A 20,703-nucleotide genomic window follows, 5' to 3' on the forward strand; every position below is an offset into this window, starting at 1 on the left:
TGACTGGTAGTAGCGGTTCGATAACCGCCCACAACTCATCATCCACGATCCACGGCGCCGCCACGGCGAAACATACTGCACGACAGTGGGTCTCACCGCTACCTGACCGAACCTGTTAGGGGCTCTTAGGAGCGGTCGTCGGCGAGGGACCGGGAGCAGTCACCCGCGGATTGCGTCGCGGTAGCCGTTGTCGCCTTCGTGGCGAGTGGGTATATGGCGGAAACGTGAAATGCCCCGCCGGGGAGGCGGGGCATTTATTCACTATCTCTCATTCAACCAGCTCGCGTAGTTACGCGTCGGGAGTCTCGGTCGCCGGGTCCTCGGTGCCGCCGGCGGAACCGGACACCAGGGCCTCCAGCGCGGCAGCCAGACCCTCGGCGGAACCGGTGCTGGCCTCCTCGGCGGGGGGCTCGGTGTCGGCGATCGCGGCCGCGTCCGTGGTCTCGGCCGGCGGATCGGTCGCGTCGTCACCACCGGCGGAACCGGACACCAGGGCCTCCAGCGCGGCAGCCAAGCCCTCGGCCGAGCCGGTGCTCGCCTCCTCGGCGGGCGGCTCGGTGCCGGTGTCGGCGATCGCGGCCGCGTCCGTGGTCTCGGCCGGCGGATCGGTCGCGTCGTCACCACCGGCCGAACCGGACACCAGCGCCTCCAGCGCGGCAGCCAGGCCCTCAGCCGAACCGGTGCTGGCCTCCTCGGCGGGGGGCTCGGTGCCGGGGTCGGTGCCGTCGATGAAGGCCACGGCCGGCGCCGGAGCCTGGGGGGCGGCGTGGGCGATGCCGGCGCCGAACACGGCCAGGCCGGTCGCGAGAACGATGCCGAGGCCGACGGTGCGGATCTTCTTCATGAAGTGAAACCCCTTGGTATGAACCATGATTGCCGACTGTTTGTCGGCTTGAAATTTTCTAACATGGGGCTCGGACACATACCCAGCCGTATGTTTTGGGGGCATTCGCTGAGCGGAAGCTGAAGATTTGCCGGTAGATTGCGCAATGTCGGACTCCGAGCGAGGATTTCACATCGATGTGCGCATCGGGTATCGCATCGTCGGTCCGCCGCCGGTGCAATGCGGCTATCACCGCAGTGCAATCGATGTACCTTGCGGAGGTCGAGATGAGTCGGCTACGGGAGCCGCACCCGCGCTTCCCGGCAACCGATGCTCAACATAGGTGAATTGCCAGTTAACCGCTGCACTACACCATGATTGATATCACCTGGAATAGCTGTAACGAATCTCTTGCCGAAAACGACTGGGCGATAACGCTATTGAGAACCGAAGACAACAGGGCCGCACATCGGGTGGATGTGCGGCCCTGCAGGGTCGGGCTCAGCGCAGGGTGGCGGTGAGGTGGGGGTAACCCTTTTTCGGGTGGAGGATGGAGAGATCCCAGCCGTTGCCGGCCTGGTCGGCGTAAATGTTGATCGCCGACGGAAGGAAGATGGGCTTGCCGAATTTGACCGCGTAGGTGGTCTTTTCGGGGACCCGGCCCTCGATGGTGCTGAGGATGGTGGCGGCCGACCACATGCCGTGGGCGATGGTCCGGGGGAAACCCATGGCCTTGGCGCCCAGGCCGGAGACGTGGATCGGATTGCGGTCGCCGGAGGCCGCGGCGTAGCGGTTGATGATCTTCTGATCGACGCGCTGCACACGCAACGGCGGCGGGGGGACCTCGTCGGCGGGAGGCGCGGACTTGGGGCCACCGGACAGCGACGTGCGCTGCTGGTGCAGCATGGTCGAGACCTGACGCCAGACCAGTTCGCGGCCGACCCGGATCTCGGTCACCGCATCGATCAGCAGACCCTTCGGGTGTTCCCGCAGGTTCTCGATGTGGGCGGTGAAGTCGAGCGGCTCGGCGGCCGAGATCTCGCGGGTGCGTTCGATGACGTTCTCGAGATGCACCGAACCGACCGCGGTGAACGGGAAGTCCCGTGCCACAAGCAGTTCCATCATCAGCGGAAACGACAGGATGAACGGGTACGTCAGCGGCAGGGTGTCGCTGAAGCGCAGGCCGGTCGCGTGGCAGTAGGCGGCCAGGTGGTCCGGGTCGACCCGGAAGCCGTCCAGCACGATGCGCCGGTCGGGCAGGCTGGGCCCGCGGCCCGAGAGCGGGGCGGGCAGCGGGACGGCGCCGAGCGCCGCCTTCGCGTACAGACCGCCGTTCTTCGGGACCTCGGTGAGGGTGATCGTCTGGGTCATCAGGCGCCGATCAGGCTCTGCCCGCAGACGCGAACCACATTGCCGCTCACCGCGTTCGACGCCGGGCTGGCGAAGTAGGCGATGGTCTCGGCGACGTCGACGGTCTGGCCACCCTGCAACAGCGAGCTCATCAGGCGACCGGCCTCGCGGGTGCCGACCGGGATGGCGGCGGTCATGGCGGTCTCGATGAAGCCCGGCGCCACCGCGTTGATGGTGATGCCCTTCTCGGCCAGCAGCGGGGCCTCGGCGTCGACCATGCCGATGACACCGGCCTTGGAGGCGCCGTAGTTCGTCTGGCCGCGATTGCCCGCGATGCCGGCGATGGAGGACACGTCGATCACACGGCCGCCTTCCTTGAGCACACCCTTGGCGACGAGGCCGGAGGTGATGCGGTGCGGGGCAGCGAGATTGACGTTGATGACCGAGTTCCAGCGGCCCTCGTCCATGTTCGCGAGCAGCTTGTCGCGGGTGATGCCGGCGTTGTGCACGACGATGTCGATGCCGCCGAAACGCTCGGTGGCGAACTCGGCCAGACGCTCGGCGGCGTCGGGGGCGGTGACGTCGAGGGCCAGGGCGGTGGCGCCGACCTTGTTGGCGGTCTCGGACAGGGCCTCGCCCGCGGCGGGGATGTCGGCCACGATGACGGTGGCGCCGTCCCGGGCGAAGACCTCGGCGATGGTGGCGCCGATACCGCGCGCGGCACCGGTCACCACGGCGACCTTGCCGGCGAGCGGCTTGTCCCAGCTGGCGGGGGCGACGGAATCGTCCTTGCCGACCCGGATGACCTGGCCGTCGACGAAGGCCGACTTGCCCGAGAGCAGGAAGCGCAGGGTGGACTCGACACCGGTCACCGCGGCGCCTGCCTCGGGGTGCACGTAGACCAGCTGGCTGGTGGCGCCGCGCAGCAGCTCCTTGCCGACCGAGCGGGTGAAGCCCTCGAGCGCGCGCTGGGCGATCTGCGCGTCGACCGAGCCGACGAGCTCGGGGGTGGTGCCGAGTACGACGACACGCCCCGAAGGTGCGAGGTTACGCATCGCGGGCTGGAAGAATTCGAACAGCTGCGACAGGCCGTCGATGGAGTCGATGCCGGTGGCGTCGAAGACCAGCGCGCCGTACTTGGTGCCGGAGTCGAGCGCGTCGGCGACGGTGTAGTCGGTGGCCAGCAGCGCGCGGATCGGCTCGGCGAGGCGGCCCTTGCCGCCCAGCAGGACCGGACCGGGAAGCGCGGGCTCGCCGGCTTTGTAGCGGCGCAGCTCCGCCGGCTGGGGCAGGCCCAGCTTGCTCGCCAGAAACGCGCCGGGGGCGGAGTGGATGAAGGATCCGTAGAGGTTGGGTGCACCCTTGCTCTTGGCTGCCACTGTTCCTACCTTCTCTTGCTCGACGTGTGAATGACCGTGGTTTACGGGTACGGTGTCGACAAACTAACTTACTCCAGAGTAAGTTTAATGTAAACCGATACGCCCGGCGTATCCGGAACCGACGAGACCATGGAGAACTCGAGTGACAAGCAAAGCCCGCTCGGCGAAGTCCCCGGCCAAGACCGCGAAGAGCCAGCGCCCGGTCGCCATCGTTGGCGGTAACCGAATTCCGTTCGCTCGCTCCGACAAGGCCTATGCCAAGGCGTCCAACCAGGACATGTTCACCGCCACCCTGGACGGGCTGGTCAGCCGGTTCGGCCTGCAGGGCGAACGCCTCGGCATGGTCGTCGGCGGCGCGGTGCTCAAGAAGGTCGGCGAGCACAGCCTGATCCGCGAGAGCGTGCTCGGTTCCAAGCTCTCGCCCTACACCCCGGCCCACGACCTGCAGCTCGCCTGTGGCACCGGTCTGCAGTCGATCGTCACCGTGGGTGACGCGATCGCGCTCGGCCGGATCGAGTCCGGCATCGGCGGCGGCGCCGACACCACCTCCGACGCGCCGATCGGCGTCAGCGAGGACATGCGCGAGTGGATGCTCACCGCCAACCGCGCCAAGACCAACAAGGACCGGGTCAAGCTGGTCGGTCAGCTGCGGCCCTCGATGCTGGGCATCGAGATCCCGCGCAACGCCGAGCCGCGCACCGGGCTGTCGATGGGTGAGCACGCCGCCATCACCGCCAAGGAGTTCGGCATCGCCCGCGAGGCGCAGGACGAGCTGGCCTACCTCTCGCACAAGAACATGGCCGCCGCCTACGACCGTGGCTTCTTCGACGACCTGATCACCCCGTTCCTCGGCCTGACCCGCGACGACAACCTGCGTCCCGGCTCGACGGTGGAGAAGCTGGCGACCCTGAAGCCGGTATTCGGCACCAAGCTGGGTGACGCCACCATGACCGCGGGCAACTCGACCCCGCTCACCGACGGCGCGTCGGCGGTGCTGCTGTCCACCGACGAGTGGGCCACCCAGCGCAACCTGCCGGTGCTCGCGCACCTGGTCGACTCCGAGGTCGCCTCGGTGGACTACATCCACGGCCCCGACGGCCTGCTGATGGCGCCCACCTACGCGGTGCCGCGCCTGCTCGCCCGCAACGGCCTGACCCTGCAGGACTTCGACTACTACGAGATCCACGAGGCCTTCGCCTCCGTGGTGCTCTCCACCCTGGCCGCGTGGGAGTCCGACGCCTACTGCAAGGAGCGCCTTGGCCTCGACGGCGCGCTCGGCTCGATCGATCGCAGCAAGCTCAATGTCAACGGCTCCTCGCTCGCCGCGGGCCACCCGTTCGCCGCCACGGGCGGCCGCATCGTCGCCTCGACCGCGAAGATGCTGGCGGAGAAGGGTTCCGGCCGCGCCCTGATCTCCATCTGCGCCGCGGGCGGCCAGGGCGTCGTCGCCATCATCGAGCGCTAGTCCCCTGTCGAACGCCCAAGGGCGGCACCTGAATTCAGGTGCCACCCTTGTCGTGTTCGCTGCGACTCAGCGGCAGATCGGGTTGGGGTGGGGTTCGGGGGTGGCCCAGATTCCGCAGATGAGGAGTTTGACGAAGCCGAGGGGGAAGTCGAGGAGGGCGGAACCGGTGTCGGTGGAGCCTTCGGCGATCACGGCCGGGGTGGCGGGGGTGGCGAGGGCGGGTGAGATACCTGCGGCGGCGATTCCGGTGACGGCCATGGTGGCGACCAGGATGCGGACCATACGACGTTGCATGACAAGCCTTTCGGTGACACTGAGTGGAGCTAACCAACACATCGGGCGGATCCGACCGGTCGTTATACACAACTTCCATGGGCTTGACCGGTCGAATTGCCCTGCGCTATGGCCTATTCGGGACTGCCGAAAGTGTCGATGACCGCGAGTGCGAGTTCCACGTAGACGCGGCGCTCGTCGATCGGGTGACCGAGCAAACCCTCGGCCTGGCGGATTCTGTAGCGGACCGTATTGGGGTGGACGCCGAGCAGTTCGGCCGCCGTGTCGGCGTTGCCCGCGTTGGCCAGATAGCGGCGGACGGTCTCGCGCAGGCGCGCGGCGGCGGCATCGGCGCCGGCGAGCGGGCCGAGTTCGCGGCGGACCATCGTCCACATGCCGTCCGCACCGGCCAAACCAGCTGCGAGACAGGCTAGTTCGACGTCGTCGTAGTGGGTGACGGCCGGACCATCCGGACGTCGCATCGCGATGGTCTGTGCCGCGCGCGCTTCCCGATGACTCTGCCGGAAGCCGGGTAGCCCCGCGCCGCCGGTGCCGATCGCGACGTGGACGTGACCGCCCGGCGTGATCACCGGCCGGCCGGGCCCGCGCTGGGTCGCCACCCAGCACCACAGGGCGCGCGCACCGGTGCCGATCGACAGCGGACGCGGGGCGCCGAGGGCGGTGGCCACCGTGGTCGCGGCGGTTTCGAGCAGGCGTTGCACGTCGGCGTCGGGGACGTCGTCGTCGACCCACAGCACGTAGGCGGTGTGCGGCTGGTGCAGTGGATAGGACAGTGCCGTGCCTGCGGCGTCGAGGTCGACCGGGTGCCCGGCGAGCAGGGCGTGCACGATCTCGACCCGCCGGGCCTGGGAGCCGCGCTGCCACTGTTCGCGTTCGGCGGAGAAGGCCAGGATCATCGACTCGATGGCGGTGTCCAGCCACTCCGAGAGCCTGGTCCAGAACCGCAGCAGCACCGCCGAACGGACGTCGGCGTCAGCGATCTCGGTGGTGAGGGTCTCGGTGATGTAGGTCCAGACCGCGCGCTGGCCGACCCGGTAGATCGACAGCAGTACGGGCAGGTCGAAGCCGCGCCGGGCCAGGGTGCGGGCGAGGTCGAACGCCTCGGGAGCCACCTGCACCTCGAAGACATCGCGGGCGAGCATCACCAGGAACCCGCGCCAGTGCGCGCGCGTGCTGGCGTGCAGCTCGCGGACCAGCGTGGCGTCGGTGGCCAGTTGCGGCACCGCCTCCAGGATTCGCGCGTCGGTGCGGCCGACCAGCCGGTCGAGGGTGTCGCGGCTCTCGGCCGCGTGGACGAACTGCTCGAGCCACTGCGTCACCTGCGCCTCGGTGCTCATCGCGCTCCCTTCACCCGCGGTTGTCCCGCCGGACAGCGGGTCGGAACTTTGTTGTCGAGCCGGACAAGACTATGACGCCGGTCACCCGTGATGCTCGAAGTGAACCTGTTCACGCCGACAAAACGCCTGGCTGACCGTGAAGGAGCTATCCATGATCGCCCACGACTCCCACTACCTCGGCGGGCGCTGGCAGCGGTCGCACGGCACCGAGCGCATCGACGTGGTCGACGCGGCCACCGAAGAGGTGATCGCCACCGTCCCCGCCGGTGACGCCGCCGACGCCGAGGCCGCCGTCACCGCCGCTCGGGCGGCATTCCCGTCCTGGGCGGCGACCCCACCCGCCGAACGGGCCGGCTATCTGAAACGCGCGGCCGAGGCCTTGCAGCTGCGCCAGAGCGAGATCGCGACGCTGATCAGCCGCGAGGTCGGGATGCCGTTCGCCTACAGCAATGTGGTGCAGACCGGTCTGCCCGTGCAGTCGTTCGTGTCGATCGCCGATGTGGCACTGGACTTCCCGTTCGAGGAGCAGGTGTACAACTCGCTGGTGGTGCGCGAGCCGATCGGGGTGGTTGTCGCGATCACGCCGTGGAACTATCCGCTGCATCAGATCGCCGCGAAGGTCGCGCCGGCGCTCGCGGCGGGGTGCACGGTGGTGCTCAAGCCGAGCGAGGTGGCCCCGCTCAACGCCTTCGTGCTCGCCGAGATCTTCGACTCGATCGGCCTGCCGCCCGGCGTGTTCAATCTCGTGTGCGGGACGGGCACCGGCGTCGGGGAGACGCTGGTCGCGCACCCGGAAGTGGACATGGTGTCGCTGACCGGGTCTACGGTGGCCGGGCGCCGAATCGGTGCTGTCGCAGCGAAAACCGTCAAGCGGGTGGCGCTGGAGCTGGGCGGTAAGTCGCCGCTGATCGTGCTCGACGACGCCGATCCGGTCGAGGCCGTGAGCGCCGGTCTCAACGGCTGCTTCCTCAATTCCGGCCAGACCTGCATCGCGCTGACCCGCATGCTCGTGCCGCGGGCCCGGCTCGCCGAGGTCGAGGCGATCGCCCGCGCCGGCGTCGAGGCGATCACCGTCGGCAATCCCTTCGACCCGGCCACCGTGCTCGGGCCGCTGGTGTCGGCCGCGCAGCGTGATCGCGTGGTCGGCTACATCGAGACCGGTCTCGCCGAGGGCGCGCGGCTGGTCGCGGGCGGCCCGACGCCGCCCGAGGGGCTCGACCGCGGCTATTACGTGCGGCCCACTGTGTTCTCCGATGTCACGCCCGAGATGGCGATCGTGCGGGAGGAGATCTTCGGACCGGTGCTGGTGATCCAGCCCTATGACGACGAGGACGAGGCCGTCGCGCTGGCCAACGACTCGATCTACGGGCTCAATGCCGCGGTGTTCTCCGCCGACGAGCAGCGCGCGATCGCCGTCGCGCGCCGGATTCGCGCCGGTCAGGTGCAGATCAATGACGGCGCCTTCAATATTCACGCCCCGTTCGGCGGCTACGGCCAGTCCGGCAACGGGCGCGAGTTCGGCAAGTGGGGTCTGGAGGAGTTCCTCGAGACCAAGTCGATGCAACTGCCCTGATCCGCTCCCCCTGTCGAAGGACGACCTCATGGAATTCACCACCAAGCAGCGCAAGACCCTCACCGCGATCGTCGACACGTTCGTCGCGTCGGTGCCCCGCACCGACGACCCGACCGGCTTCTTCGCGATCAAAGGCAGTGACGTGGGCGCCGATATCGCGGCCGAGCAGTACCTGCTGACCCACCTGCCGCCCGAACAGCTCGCCGGCCTGCTGCAACTCATCGACACCGCCGCGCTGGTCGGCCTGAAGAATCAGCCGCAGGCCGTGCGCGAGGCGATCATCGCCAATCTCGCGGGGATCACCCCCGAGACCCAGGGCGCGATCGCCGCGCTGTACCAGCTGTCGGTGCTGTTCTCCTATGGGCTCACCGACGCGGCGGGGCACAATCCGCTGTGGACGGGGATGGGTTATCCCGGTCCGAAGCAGACGCCGCCGCCCACGCCGAAGACACTGCCGGTCATCACGCCTACCGGCGACACCACGCTGGACGCCGATGTCGTCGTGATCGGTTCCGGCAGCGGCGGTGGTGTGGCGGCGGCGGTGCTCGCGGCGGCGGGCAAGCGGGTCATCGTGCTGGAGGCCGGTGGCTACCGCAACGAATCCGATTTCGGGCAAACCGAACTCGGCGCGTATCAGGATCTGTTCCTGCGCGGCGGCTTCTTCCCGACCGCCGACGGCATGGTCAGCCTGGCCGCCGGTGGCACGGTCGGTGGCGGCAGTACGGTCAACTGGTCGAACTCGCTGCGCACCCCGGACGCGGTGCGCAAGGTGTGGGCGCAGGAGTTCGGGCTCGCCGGCGTGGACGGGCCGGAGTTCGACGACCATATCGACGCGGTGTTCACCCGGATGGGTTGCAACGACACCGTCGCCACCCAGAACGAACCGCACCGCAGGCTCGCGGATGCCGCTGCGGCACTGGGCTATTCGTATACGGTGGCGAACCTCAACATCGATCCGGAATGCTACGACCCCGAGCTCGCGGGCTACAGCGGCATGGGCGACCAGACCGGCGCCAAGCAGGGCACCATGCGGGCCTTCCTGCAGGACGCGGCCGACGCGGGTGCGCGACTGCTGCCGAACACGAAGGCGCGACGGATCCTGACCAGGGACGGCAAGGCCATCGGCGTGGAGGCGACCTACACCGATCCGCAGACCCAGCAGACCTACCGGATCGTCATCGATGCACCTCAAATCGCCTCTGCCGCAGGCGCACTGGAGACACCCGCGTTGCTGCTGCGCTCCGGCATCGGCGGTCCTGCGGTGGGAACCGGCCTGCGCCTGCATCCGGCGACGCTGGTCACCGGCATCTACGACGAGCCCCAGGATCCGTGGTACGGGCCCGCCATGGCCGGGATCGTGCACGAATTCGCCGAGGCGCGTGACGGGCACGGGTACATCATCGAATGTGTGCAGCACCTGCCGGGACTGTTCACCACGGTCGTGCCCTGGCTCTCGGGCGCACAACACAAGGAACTGACCCAGCGTTACCGGTACCGGGCCGACTGGGTGTTCATCGTCAAGGACCGGGGCGCGGGCAGCGTCACCGTCGACGCGAATGGTGAAGCGGTGCACTGGTATCCGTTCACCGACGAGCTGGACCGGCAGAATTTCAAGGAGGCGGCGGTGACCGCGATCCGCATGCAGGAGGCCGCTGGGGCACAGCAGATCTTCCTGGCCGGGCAGCCGTTCGCGCCCTGGCAGCGCGGTGAGGACCTCGAAGCCTTCATCGCGCGGGTCGATCAGATCCCGATCGGTCCCGGTGGCACGCCGGTGTTCAGCGCGCACCAGATGTCCAGCGCCGCAATGGGTTCCGATCCGGGGACCTCGGTGGCGAACACGCTCGGGGAACTGCACGACACCGCAGGCGTCTGGATCACCGACAGCAGCGCCATGCCCACCTGCTCCGGTGTGAACCCGATGATCTCGGTGATGGCGCTGGCGCACCGCACCGCGACGAACATGGTCGCCGCGAGCTGAGCAGCCTCAGGCGCCGATGGCGGCGGCGATCATCGGCCAGGAATTGTGCAGGTCCTGTTCCCAGTACTGCCAGGTGTGGGTGCCCGCGGCGCGGAAGACGGTCTGCGCGGGGATGTTCAGTTCGTGCAGGCGGGCGGCCAGGCGCTGGGTGCACAGGTTGGCGGCGGCTTCGATGGCGCCGCCGAGCACGATCTGGTCGGTCATGCCGATGACCTTGCCGAGGCTCGCGCCGGGCGGGAGGGCTTCGGCGCTGCCGGGCAGGCCGGTGGCGCTGGAGAGGTAGATGGCCTTGCCGCGCAGGCCTTCCGCGTTGAGGTAGGGGTCGTTGGCCTGCCAGGCCGGGTCGCCGGGCGGGCCCCACATATTGGCTGGGTCGGCGCCGGCACGCGCGAAGACCAGCTCGAGGAAGGCGCGGCTCATCGGGTCGGCGACCGAGGCGCAGCCGCTGTAGGCGCCGACGGCACGGTAGCGGTCGGGCGCGGCGATGGCCAGGTTGAGCACGGAGGTGGCCGACATCGACAGGCCCGCAATGGCATTCACGCCGGTGGTGTCGAAGGTGGCGTCGATGATCGGCGGGAGTTCCTCGGTGAGGAAGGTCTGCCATTTGTTGCGGCCGAGCTTGGGATCGTCGCGCTGCCAGTCGGTGTAGTAGGAGAACTTGCCCGCGGCGGGGGTGACGACATTGACGTTCTTGTCGGCGAAGAACTGCACGATATCGGTCTGGCTGTACCAGTTCGCGATGTCCTCGCCGCCGCCCGCGCCATTGAGCAGATACAGCGTCGGGCGCGGCTCGCTGGTGTCGAAGGGCGTGATGACCCGCAGCGGGATCACCCGGTCCATGGCCGCGGAGTACACCGACACGGTCTGCTGGCGCTGACCCGGCCGGTCGATGTGGTCCAGGCGCGAGGTGTCGGCGCCCGCCGTTCCGGTCGACAGCAGCAGCAGGGTCGCGGCGGCGACCAGGGCACGGATGAACACGTCGGTGAATTCCTCAGCAGGGGGTGGACAGGGGCCGAGCCGCCGGGACGACAGCGCGAATCGTCCCGGCGGACCAGGTGCTACGCGATCAGCTACCGATCAGATTGCGCAGCACGTCGGAGATGATGTCGCTGAGCGAGCCGGTGGAGCTCAGCTGGCCATCCGAGGAACCGAGGCCGTTGTCGCCCAGGCTGCCGATCACGGTCTCGCCCGCGTTGGCCGAGCGCGCGGTGAAGCAGGCGGTGAGGTTGGGCAGGTTGGTGCCGACGCCCACGGTGCCCGCCACCCCGACGCCGCCGCTGGTGATCTGCTGGCCTGCCTTGACGCTGCTGGGCACCGGGTAGGTGATGGTCATGGTGACCGGGTTGCCCGAGTTCACGAACCAGCCGGTGCTGGTCACCTTCCAGCCGCCGCCGTTGGGCTCGGCGGTGACGTCCTCGGTGACCTGGCCGCCGATCGCGTGGTAGGCGGTGATGGTGGTCTTGATCGGGGCGCCGAAGCCGGTCGGCGGGTAGTCGGTGATGGTGTTGACATACGGGTTGCCGATGCCGGTGGTGCCGACGACCACCTGGTAGGTGACGGTCGTGCCGACGCCGATCTGCTCGGCGCTGGCGATCTTGTCGTAGACGTGGGTGACGCCGACGGTGCTGGCGTCCTGCTTGGTCGCGTGGCTTCTGACATCACAGGAGCCCGCGGCCGTGGCGACGCCGGTACCGAGGCCGACGCCCACGCCTGCGACAACCAGCGCGGTCGTGGCAACACCCGCGGCGATACGCGAAGTCCGGATCATGTTTTCCTCCAAAGCCCCAGCGTGAACGGCTGGAGCGAATCCTCATCAGGTGGTATGTCCCCCTTCTGGCGCACCATAACCGCCGGACTGGACGGTTGTCCGAGAAACGGCAACTTTGTGGAACATCGATGTTTAAAAGATGCCTATCGCCCCGGCAGCTCGTTGTGGCCACCGAACGCCTTGCGCATCGCCGAGAGCATCTTGTCGGCGTAGAGCGCCTCCCCGCGCGAGGAGAAGCGCTGGAACAGCGCCGCCGAGAGCACGGGGACCGGGACGGCGGTGTCGATGGCGGCGTCGACGGTCCAGCGGCCCTCGCCCGAATCGGACACCCGGCCGCTGAACGAATCCAGGTTCGGGTCGGCATAGAGGGCGCCCGCGGTGAGGTCGAGCAGCCAGGACGCCACGACCGAACCGCGCCGCCAGACCTCGGTGATGTCCGGGATGTCCAGGTCGTACTGGTAGTACTCGGGATGCTCGAGCGGGGTCTCCTCGGCCGAATGCTCGCCGTCACCCGGCGCAGCGCCCACATTGGCGTGCCGGAGGATGTTCAACCCCTCGGCGTAGGCCGCCATCGCGCCGTACTCGATACCGTTGTGCACCATTTTCACGAAATGACCCGCACCGGCCTGCCCGCAGTGCAGCCAGCCCTGCTCGGCCGGCGTCGGCTCGCCGGTGCGACCCGGCGTGCGGGGCGCGGCGTCGACACCGGGGGCGATCGAGCGGAACAGCGGTTCGAGGTAGCCGACCTGCTCGGCCTCGCCGCCGATCATCAGGCAGAAACCGCGCTGCAAGCCGAACACGCCACCCGAGGTACCGACATCGAGGTAATGAATACCCTTGGGCGCCAGCGCCTTCGCGCGTGCGATGTCTTCGTGGTAGCGGCTGTTGCCACCGTCGATGACGATGTCACCCGGCTCGAGCAGCTCGGCCAGCCCGTCGATCGCACCGCCGGTCGCGCCCGCGGGGATCATCACCCACACCACGCGCGGGGTGTCGAGCATGGCGACGAACTCCGCCAGGTTCGTACTGCCCCGGAAGCTGTCGCCGAGCTCGGCGGACAGTTCGTCGATGTGTCCCTGATGACGTTCGTGACCGACCGCGGTGTGCCCGTCGCGCACGATGCGGCGCACGATATTGGCGCCCATCCGGCCGAGGCCGATCATTCCCAGCTGCATCAGAGTTCTCCCTCGTTGTGGGGTATACGGTGGCGAGTCTCACCCCGGATTGTCGCGCGTGGCCGGTCCCACCCCGGTGGCGACGCCACCTACCGGACGGAAATTCCTCCGAAACGGCTGTAACACCCCGGGACGGGGGCCGATAAACAGATCGGCTCCGTGTAGTTGCCAGACCCCCGACCCGGCAACTGCACGGAGCCTTTTCTACGTCCGCCCCCGATGGCCGGGCTGCCGAGAGCGCCGATGCGCACTACCCTTGGCCGTGGCCCCGCAAACATCGGGAGCCGCACAATTCAACGGAAGGACCTCCGTGCCCACCGAGTCGACCGCCGGACGACCGGCCGACCGACCAAGTGGCGAGGTCGGACTACGCAAGCTGCTCGAAGCAAATCGCACTTTCGATGCCGACACCACCGCCCTGCCCACCATGCCCCTGCGCACCGTCACCGGTAACCGCTGGGCGCCGCCGCCACCGCCGGGCGCGCAGCCGCCGGGTGCGCAGCCGCCGCCCCAGCCCGAGAACCCGCTGCTCGGCAACCAGCAGCTGGTCAAACGGATCGGCATCGCGGTCGGCGCCGTGCTGGCCGTCGGAACCGCCGCCTACCTGGCCGACCTCGCGCTCAGCGCCGGTGAGGTGCCGCGCGGCACCGTCGTCGCCGGTGTCGACATCGGCGGAATGGACAAGGCCGAGGCCGACACGCTGCTGCACGACCAGCTCGGCCCGCGCGCCGAGCGCCCGCTGCCGGTCCGCATCGGGGACGTGAGCTCGCAACTGGTGCCCGCCGCCGCCGGCCTGCAGATCGACTGGACCGGCACCTGGGACGCCGTCGGCGACCAGCCGCTCAACCCGGTCAGCCGGCTCGTCTCGGTATTCGGCACCCGCGAGGTGCCGGTCGCGAGCATCGTCGACACCGCCGCACTCGACCAGCAGCTGACCGCGTTCCGCGCGCACGACAACCCGACCGTCGAGGGCACGGTGCGCTTCGAGAACGGCACGCCGGTCGCGGTCGCGCCGGTGCCCGGCCGGGTGCTCGACACCGACGCCGCGCGCGCCGAGATCACCGCGCACTGGGCCGAGAGCAACGAACTGGAATTGCCCGTGGTGGCCGCGCCGGTCGCCGTGCGGATGGACGCGGTGCAAACGGCACTGCAAGAGATCGCCCAGCCCGCGGTGGCCGCGCCGATCTCCGTGTCCGGCAAGGATATTCAGGGCGTGCTCACACCCGATCAGATCGCCGGAGTGCTCAGTTTCGTCCCCGACGGCAACGGCGGGCTGGCGCCCCGGATCGACAACGAGGCCGTGATCGCCGCGCTCGCACCACAATTGGTGACCTCGGAGATCGAGGCCAAGGACGCCACCTTCACCGTCGGCGCAGGCAAGCCGACCGTGGTGCCCGCCGTGGTCGGCGAGAAGGTCGACTGGACCAAGACCATCGAGAAGCTGCCCGCCCTGCTCCCCCTGACCGGTGAGCGCAACACCGCGGCGGTCTACCAGCGCATCGAACCCAAGCTCACCACCGAGGCCGCCGAAGGTCTCGGCATCAACGAGGTGATCGGCGAATTCACCACCGGCGGCTTCAGCGGCCCGTCCGGGGTGAACATCCGCACCGTCGCCGCCAAGGTGAACGGCGCGGTGGTGAAGCCAGGAGACACCTTCTCGCTCAACGGTTTCACCGGTCCGCGCACCGCGGCCGAGGGATATGTGGAATCGGGCATCATCGACCACGGCAGGCCGAGTACCGCGGTCGGCGGCGGCATCAGCCAGTTCGCCACCACGCTCTACAACGCGGCCTACTTCGCCGGGATGGAAGACGGCGGCCACACCGAGCACAGCTATTACATCTCGCGGTACCCGGCGGCCCGGGAGGCCACCGTCTTCGACGGCGCGATCGACCTGGCCTTCCGCAACAACTACGCCACCGGCGTCTTCATCCAGACCGTCGCCACCGGCTCCGACATCACGGTGCGCCTGTGGGGCACGAAAACCGTTGACGTGGAGTCGATCACCGGCGAGAAGTCGAAGCCGACCGAGCCCACCGAGATCACCCTGCCCAAGGGCGATGACTGCATCGCCACCGAGGGCGCGCCGGGCTTCACCATCTCCGACACCCGGGTGATCACCGATCGCAAGACCGGCGCCCAGGTGTCGCGGCACACCCGCACGGTGAAATACGACCCGATCCCGGTGGTCAAGTGCGAGTGAGGTTTTCCTAGCAGGAGCAATCGCAGCCGCAGTCGCCGCAGCAGCCGTCCTCGCCGCAGCAGCTGCAGCAGTCGCCGCAACAGCTACCGCAGTCACAGCAGCTGCCACAGTCGCAGCGCTTGCCCCAGGCTTCCTTCTCCTCACCGGTGCACGGACTGGTGTGGTCGAAGCAGAAGGCCAGTCCGGTGCAGTAGACGCCGAGGATCAACCCGGCCGCCCGCAACGGTCCCGGGCGGGTGGGCGGCCGGGGCGGGGCCTGCTGCGACGAATGCGGCTGGGCCGCAGCGGAAGTGCGGCAGGCGTGGCCGACCGCGATGCCTAGCCCGGTGCCCAGGCGGCGCAGTAGGCCGGCCAGCGGATCGAGCAAGGCCCAGCGCACGGTGGGCAGCTGATCGAGTTCGGCCTCGGCGGCGGCGCGGCGGATGATCTGTTCGCTTTCGCGCACGAGCTGGTAGGCGCGCGGCATGTCGGTGCCGGTCGCTTCGAGCGGGTTGAAGCGACCGCGTGCCAGGTCGCGTTCGCGGTCCTCGATGGCGTCGGCGAGGTGGGCTATGCGGCCCACGTGGCGGCCGATTTCCTCCAGGGCGGCAACGTTTTCCGGGCGGCCGGCCAGGGTGGCGGTGTGGCCGAAGAGGGCGGCGGCGCAGAGTTGGGTGGGGCCGGTGAGGTCATCGAGGGTGACCAGGTCGGCACCCGGATCGGCCGCGGACGCGGCATCGGCCGCCGGGCCGGGGACCCTCGCGGACGGCGCCGTCTCGGCCGTGCTCGGTTCCGCGGAGTCCAGCCGGTGCCGGACGCCAGCCGGGTGGCGGCGCTGCCCGACTGCCAGCGCCTCGAGCCGTGGCTGGTCGGCGATGGCGGCAAGGAGGGGCTGGGCGTCGAGGCCGATCTGGTCGGCTCGGCGCAGGGCGTGGGCGGTCCAGGTGTTCGACACCTTGCGCATCGGGCGGCGAGCCGGCGCCATGGCGTCACCGTCGTCGGCGTGATCGCGAATCTTGGCCGCGCCCAACAGCAATGACGCCGTGGCGGCCAGCTGCACGCCGGGCGCGTTCGCGGTGACAACCGAGGCGCGGCGCATTCCGCGCAGCGGGCACGGGCCGGCGGTGGTTCGGGTGCCGGCATCACCGGATTGCGCCTCGGTGAGCACGCTCAGCACGACAGCGTCGGTATTGGTCGCGGCGCGGGCCAATTGACCGTGCCCGTCGCGCAGACCCAGGCACAACCCGCACATGTGTGCCTGCCACTGCCCCGGATCGATGCCGTACTTCACCGCACCGTGCGCACACGGCTTCAACACACCGAACACTTCCCACCCCGTCTGTCGAGAAACTCCTAGCCGTGCACATTCGCAGGCCGACGGGACTCTCGCAAGCGCTACTCGTTCTTCTTGCGACCGGCCAGACCGCGCCAGGCCAGATCGTCGAGCAGGTCGACCGCCTCGGACACCTCGATCCGGCCGCCGGCGACCCGATCGGCGATGGCCTCGCCCGCGCCGATCACCGCCGCGGCGACGACCTCGAAATTGGTGCCCGGTTCGGCGTGCTTGGCGCTGGATTCCAGGAGTTTCGCGGTCAGCTCGATGACGCGTTCGCGCGCGTTGTCGATTTCGGAGGCGAATGCTTGCTGACCGATTGCCTGGCGGTAGAGCACCTGCCAGGACTGCCGGTTGCGGTCGACGAAATCCAGGAACCCCTCGAGGGCGGTGCGGACCTGTTCGTGCGGGGTCAGCTGCGGGTTACCAGCGGGGGCGACGGCCTCGATGAACCGCAGGCCCTCGCGCTGGATACAGGCGCGGAACAGCTCGTCCTTGGAGCCGTAATACAGGTAGAGCATGGGCTTGGATATCTTGGCCTCGGCCGCGATGGCGTCCATCGAGGTATCGTGGAAACCCTTGCGCGCGAACACCTCGACAGCGGCATCGAGCATCTGCTGCTCACGAACCGCCCGGGGAAGTCGCTTCGTTCCGCCCGCCATCCACTCTCCTACCGCAGGGTGAACCTCTATCTTACTCCAAGGTAAGATAGTCGGTACCCATTTGCCGCACAGTCGCCACGCTGTTCAGCAGGGCAGTGGCGCGCCTTTGTAGCGCGCCATCCGCAGCACCGAAGCGTCGACCTTGTCGGCGGGCAGTTTGCCACTCGCCACCGACTGTTCCAAACGGTCGAGTACCTGGGGCACCGCGCTGGTGCTGATCCACAGGGCATTGTCGGCGCCGGCGACCAGGGCGGCCTCGACCGCTTCCTCGATCGACAGGCGGGCGGTGATGGCGGCCATGCCACCCAGATCGTCGGTGAAGATCGGGCCGTCGAACGGGGCGGCGCCGTAGCCGGTGCCCTCACGCAGCAGCGTCATGGCGGCCGGGCTGATGCTGGCGGGCACGCCGGGTTCGGTCAGGCCGGGCACGTCGAGGTGGCCGACCATCACGGCAGCGCCGGAACCGACCAGATTCCGGAACGGCACCAGATCCTTGTCCTGCAATTCCGACAGCGGCGGCGTGGTGACCGAGCCGGTGTGCGAATCGCCCGAGCCGGAACCGTGGCCGGGGAAGTGCTTGATCACCGAACCGAGGCCGACCTCGTTCGACGCGCGAATGTAGGCGTCGGCGAACTTGGTGACCACCTCGGGGTCGTCGCTGAAGGAACGGTCGCCGATCACGCTGTTGTCGGGCTGGCTGCTCACGTCGACGTCAGGGGCGAAATTGACGGTGACACCGAGGTCCTTCAGCGCCTTCGAGCGGGCCAAGGTGTCCTGGTAGAACTGCTCCGGCGTGTCGGTCTGCGCGATCTCCCTGGCCGACGGGATCGCGCCGATGACATTCGCCGCGCGCGAGACCCGGCCGCCCTCCTCGTCGATGGTCACCATCAGCGGGACCTTGGCCACCGCCTGCACCGCGTCCAGCTGGGACTTGTCCAGCAGGCTCGGATCGGTCCAGCTGCCGATGAAAATGCCACCGACCTGCTCGGTGCTCACCACATTCGTGGCGTCCTCGGCGCCGGTGATGCCGACGGTGAGCAGCTGGGCGAGCTTCTCGCGCTGGCTGAACTGGGCCAGGTAGTCCGCGCCGCAGTCCTTGGGAACAGGGGCGACCTGGCCGGCGTCACCGGGAGCCGGGGCGGCGCTGCTCGCCGCGGGCGTCGTGTCGGACGACGACCCTCCCGAGCAGGCGGTGGCGACGGCGGCGAGAACTGCGAACACGACCACAGGCGATTTCCGCATGTGCTCCACGGTAGCCCGCGATCCCGGGATCGCACCGCAACAGGTTGGGAACAGCTCGCGATTGAGCCGGTGGCGGCGGGGGTAACCTATTGCTAAAGACGCCGGACCTGCGCAGGAGGTCGTCATGGCTTGCGATCGGATGCTCATCGCCTACGACGGTTCCGAACACGCCAAACGCGCCATCGAGTACGCGGGCCGATTCCTCAGCGCCGAACGCGCGATCCTGCTCACCGCCTGGGAACCGATGGTGCGCCAGGCCGCCCGGATCTCCGGGCTGGCCGGGGTGATGCAACCGGACTGGGTACCCGACGAGGAACTCGAGGACATCGCCTACGTCGAGGCGCGCAAGGTCAACGCCGAGGGTGTGCACCTGGCGAAACTGGCCGGGATCACCGCCGAACCGCGCACCGCCGAATGCACCACCACCATCTGGAACGCCATCGTGGACTGCGCCGACGAACTCGACGTCGACGTGATCGTCGCGGGCACCCGGGGCGCGAGCGGACTGCGGGCACTGCTGCACAGCAGCGTGGCCGAGGCGGTGCTCAAGCACGGGCACCGGCCGGTGTTCCTGGTGCCACCGCCGCCACAGTGAGTTGCGTCGCTGACCGGGGCGGCGTGCGGCGTTAGGGTCGACGGACCATGAACCGATTCCTGCTTGCCCGGCCCGACTCGGTGTTGCGCGCCTCGGGGATGGTGGTGGGTTTTCCTGACCCTCAGGATGCGGTCGCGGTATTGCGCGAGTGGCGGCGCGGCGGTGATGCGGGGCGGGTCGCCGGAGCAGACGAGACGATGCCGACCGGCCAGGTCGAGGGCAGCGCGACCGGGCTCACCGACGCAGACGGTGGAGCCCCGGAACCGGGCGCTCGGCGCGACGGCGCAGCTGTCGGCGGACGTGACGCACCTCGGTTGATCGTCGGGGCGCTGCCGTTCGATCCGCGCGAATCCGCGGCGCTGTGGCAGCCGGCGACTGCGGTACACACCGCTGGGCCGTGGCGTCCGGCCGCCGTGCCGGAGCTGCCCGCTGTCCGGGTTGTCGCCGAGATACCCAGTGCCGCGGAGCATGTGGTGTGGGTGACGAAGTTGATCGAACAGCTTGCCGCGCCGGACAATGCGTTGGCGAAGGTGGTGGCCGCCAGGTCGGTGCTGGTGGCGGCGAGTGCACCGTTGGATCCGGAAGTCGTTGCGGCGCATCTGCTCGTGGCGCATCCGAGGGCCACTATCTACGCCTGCGATCTGTCCGTGGCCGGGCGGCCCGGGGAGACACTGCTCGGCGCGACGCCGGAGGTACTGGTGCGGCGGCACGGCGATCAGGTGTCGCTGCATCCGCTGGCCGGTACGCTGCCCCGGCTCGCAGATCCGGACGCGGATGCCGCCCAGGCGCGAGAGCTGTTGTCCAGCATCAAGAATCAGGACGAACACCGGTACGTCATCGAGTGGATCCGGGAGCGGCTCGCACCGGTATGCACCGAGCTGCGGATTCCCGAGGTGCCGGAGTTGATGAGCACCGAGCAGGTCTGGCATCTGGCCACCCCCATCCATGGCGTGCTGCGCGATCCGTCGACCACCGCGCTCGACCTGGCATTGCTGCTGCACCCGACGCCCGCCGTCAACGGCACACCGTTCGACGACGCACTGGCCGCGATCACTACCGGCGAACCCCGGCGCGGCTTCTACGGCGGCGCGGTGGGCTGGTGCGCGGCCGACGGGGACGGCGAGTGGCTGGTGGCGATTCGCGGCGGTGAGCTGTCGGCCGACGGGCGCAGCTTGCGGGCGAGCGCGGGCGGCGGGATCGTCGCCGCCTCCGATCCGGTGGCCGAGCTGGCCGAGACCACGGCCAAACTGCGCACGCTGCTCGGCGCGCTGGATTGCCACCTGCCCGGAGACTGACCAACGGCCCCGCACCTGCTAGGTTGGCCGGAGAAGTGCCCCCACGTCGAGCGTATTGGAGTGCGCGATGAAGTTTGCTGTTCCGGCTGTTGCCAGCGCGGTCGGCGGCGCCCTGCTGAGCGCTATCGCCGTCTTCGCGATCACGGCAGCGGTGCAGCAGAACACGGCACCCTCGATCGACCGCAGCGGCGACAAGGACTCCTCGCTGCTCAACGCTCCTGAATACGGCAGCCGCTGAGGCCGACGCCCGCG

18 protein-coding genes are annotated in these 20,703 nt (G+C 68.9%); 7 read left to right on the forward strand and 11 right to left on the reverse strand.

Annotated elements, in window-relative coordinates; translation table 11 throughout:
• Window positions 1–289: 289 nt before the first annotated feature.
• From ACFXK0_RS26520 to ACFXK0_RS26530, 3 genes are all read right to left on the reverse strand, one after another.
• Complete coding sequence (locus ACFXK0_RS26520; RefSeq protein WP_379413605.1) at window positions 290–871, reverse strand: hypothetical protein; 582 nt, start codon at window positions 869–871, stop codon at window positions 290–292.
• Between the two features lie 453 nt (window positions 872–1,324).
• Window positions 1,325–2,194 carry a MaoC family dehydratase gene (locus ACFXK0_RS26525; RefSeq protein ID WP_379413607.1) on the reverse strand — a complete coding sequence of 290 codons (870 nt, stop codon included), beginning with the start codon at window positions 2,192–2,194 and terminating at the stop codon, window positions 1,325–1,327.
• Window positions 2,194–3,552, reverse strand: coding sequence for a 3-oxoacyl-ACP reductase (locus tag ACFXK0_RS26530; RefSeq protein ID WP_379413609.1), 1,359 nt, complete (start codon window positions 3,550–3,552; stop codon window positions 2,194–2,196). Before ACFXK0_RS26530 ends, ACFXK0_RS26525 begins: the two co-directional genes overlap by 1 nt.
• A 142-nt stretch (window positions 3,553–3,694) precedes the next feature.
• Here ACFXK0_RS26530 and ACFXK0_RS26535 point away from each other — a divergent pair, with 142 nt between their 5' ends.
• Window positions 3,695–5,017: an acetyl-CoA C-acetyltransferase gene (locus ACFXK0_RS26535; protein ID WP_379413611.1), complete on the forward strand. Its 1,323-nt coding sequence runs from the start codon at window positions 3,695–3,697 to the stop codon at window positions 5,015–5,017.
• A 66-nt stretch (window positions 5,018–5,083) separates the two neighbouring features.
• Here the strand turns inward: ACFXK0_RS26535 and ACFXK0_RS26540 are convergent, their stop codons facing one another.
• Window positions 5,084–5,311, reverse strand: coding sequence for a hypothetical protein (locus ACFXK0_RS26540; RefSeq protein ID WP_379413612.1), 228 nt, complete (start codon window positions 5,309–5,311; stop codon window positions 5,084–5,086).
• A 113-nt stretch (window positions 5,312–5,424) separates the two neighbouring features.
• Window positions 5,425–6,648, reverse strand: a complete 1,224-nt coding sequence (locus tag ACFXK0_RS26545) for a PucR family transcriptional regulator (protein ID WP_379413613.1) — start codon at window positions 6,646–6,648, stop codon at window positions 5,425–5,427.
• 151 nt (window positions 6,649–6,799) lie between these two features.
• On the opposite strand from ACFXK0_RS26545, the gene ACFXK0_RS26550 reads away from it, so the two are divergent.
• Window positions 6,800–8,221, forward strand: a complete 1,422-nt coding sequence (locus ACFXK0_RS26550) for an aldehyde dehydrogenase family protein (RefSeq protein WP_379413615.1) — start codon at window positions 6,800–6,802, stop codon at window positions 8,219–8,221.
• 28 nt (window positions 8,222–8,249) lie between these two features.
• A complete protein-coding gene (locus ACFXK0_RS26555; protein ID WP_379413616.1) occupies window positions 8,250–10,199 on the forward strand; it encodes a GMC family oxidoreductase N-terminal domain-containing protein in 1,950 nt (649 codons plus the stop codon).
• A gap of 6 nt (window positions 10,200–10,205) precedes the next feature.
• On the opposite strand, the gene ACFXK0_RS26560 is transcribed toward ACFXK0_RS26555, so the two are convergent.
• The 3 genes from ACFXK0_RS26560 to gnd all read right to left on the reverse strand — a co-directional run bounded on the left by ACFXK0_RS26560 (window position 10,206) and on the right by gnd (window position 13,142).
• The gene (locus ACFXK0_RS26560; RefSeq protein ID WP_379413617.1) at window positions 10,206–11,177 is read right to left on the reverse strand and encodes an alpha/beta hydrolase; all 972 of its coding nucleotides are present in this window, start codon (window positions 11,175–11,177) and stop codon (window positions 10,206–10,208) included.
• Between the two features lie 88 nt (window positions 11,178–11,265).
• Window positions 11,266–11,967 carry a hypothetical protein gene (locus ACFXK0_RS26565; protein ID WP_379413619.1) on the reverse strand — a complete coding sequence of 234 codons (702 nt, stop codon included), beginning with the start codon at window positions 11,965–11,967 and terminating at the stop codon, window positions 11,266–11,268.
• Between the two features lie 143 nt (window positions 11,968–12,110).
• A complete protein-coding gene (gene gnd, locus ACFXK0_RS26570) occupies window positions 12,111–13,142 on the reverse strand; it encodes a phosphogluconate dehydrogenase (NAD(+)-dependent, decarboxylating) (RefSeq protein WP_379413620.1) in 1,032 nt (343 codons plus the stop codon).
• 310 nt (window positions 13,143–13,452) lie between these two features.
• On the opposite strand from gnd, the gene ACFXK0_RS26575 reads away from it, so the two are divergent.
• On the forward strand, window positions 13,453–15,345 hold the full coding sequence (locus ACFXK0_RS26575) for a VanW family protein (RefSeq protein ID WP_379413622.1): 1,893 nt from the start codon (window positions 13,453–13,455) through the stop codon (window positions 15,343–15,345).
• Between the two features lie 7 nt (window positions 15,346–15,352).
• Here the strand turns inward: ACFXK0_RS26575 and ACFXK0_RS26580 are convergent, their stop codons facing one another.
• From ACFXK0_RS26580 to ACFXK0_RS26590, 3 genes are all read right to left on the reverse strand, one after another.
• Window positions 15,353–16,651 carry a DUF5685 family protein gene (locus ACFXK0_RS26580; protein WP_379413623.1) on the reverse strand — a complete coding sequence of 433 codons (1,299 nt, stop codon included), beginning with the start codon at window positions 16,649–16,651 and terminating at the stop codon, window positions 15,353–15,355.
• A gap of 68 nt (window positions 16,652–16,719) precedes the next feature.
• A complete protein-coding gene (locus ACFXK0_RS26585) occupies window positions 16,720–17,319 on the reverse strand; it encodes a TetR/AcrR family transcriptional regulator (RefSeq protein ID WP_379413625.1) in 600 nt (199 codons plus the stop codon).
• An 84-nt stretch (window positions 17,320–17,403) separates the two neighbouring features.
• Complete coding sequence (locus ACFXK0_RS26590; protein ID WP_379413626.1) at window positions 17,404–18,561, reverse strand: glycoside hydrolase family 3 N-terminal domain-containing protein; 1,158 nt, start codon at window positions 18,559–18,561, stop codon at window positions 17,404–17,406.
• A gap of 124 nt (window positions 18,562–18,685) precedes the next feature.
• Between ACFXK0_RS26590 and ACFXK0_RS26595 the strand changes: the two genes are divergently transcribed.
• The 3 genes from ACFXK0_RS26595 (at window position 18,686) to ACFXK0_RS26605 (ending at window position 20,689) form a co-directional block, all read left to right on the forward strand.
• The gene (locus ACFXK0_RS26595) at window positions 18,686–19,156 is read left to right on the forward strand and encodes a universal stress protein (protein WP_379413628.1); all 471 of its coding nucleotides are present in this window, start codon (window positions 18,686–18,688) and stop codon (window positions 19,154–19,156) included.
• A 47-nt stretch (window positions 19,157–19,203) separates the two neighbouring features.
• The gene (locus ACFXK0_RS26600) at window positions 19,204–20,451 is read left to right on the forward strand and encodes an isochorismate synthase MenF (protein ID WP_379413629.1); all 1,248 of its coding nucleotides are present in this window, start codon (window positions 19,204–19,206) and stop codon (window positions 20,449–20,451) included.
• A gap of 67 nt (window positions 20,452–20,518) precedes the next feature.
• Complete coding sequence (locus ACFXK0_RS26605; RefSeq protein ID WP_022566695.1) at window positions 20,519–20,689, forward strand: DUF2613 domain-containing protein; 171 nt, start codon at window positions 20,519–20,521, stop codon at window positions 20,687–20,689.
• Window positions 20,690–20,703: the final 14 nt, after the last annotated feature.

Source organism: Nocardia sp. NPDC059177, from assembly GCF_042755165.1.
Taxonomy (GTDB): domain Bacteria; phylum Actinomycetota; class Actinomycetes; order Mycobacteriales; family Mycobacteriaceae; genus Nocardia.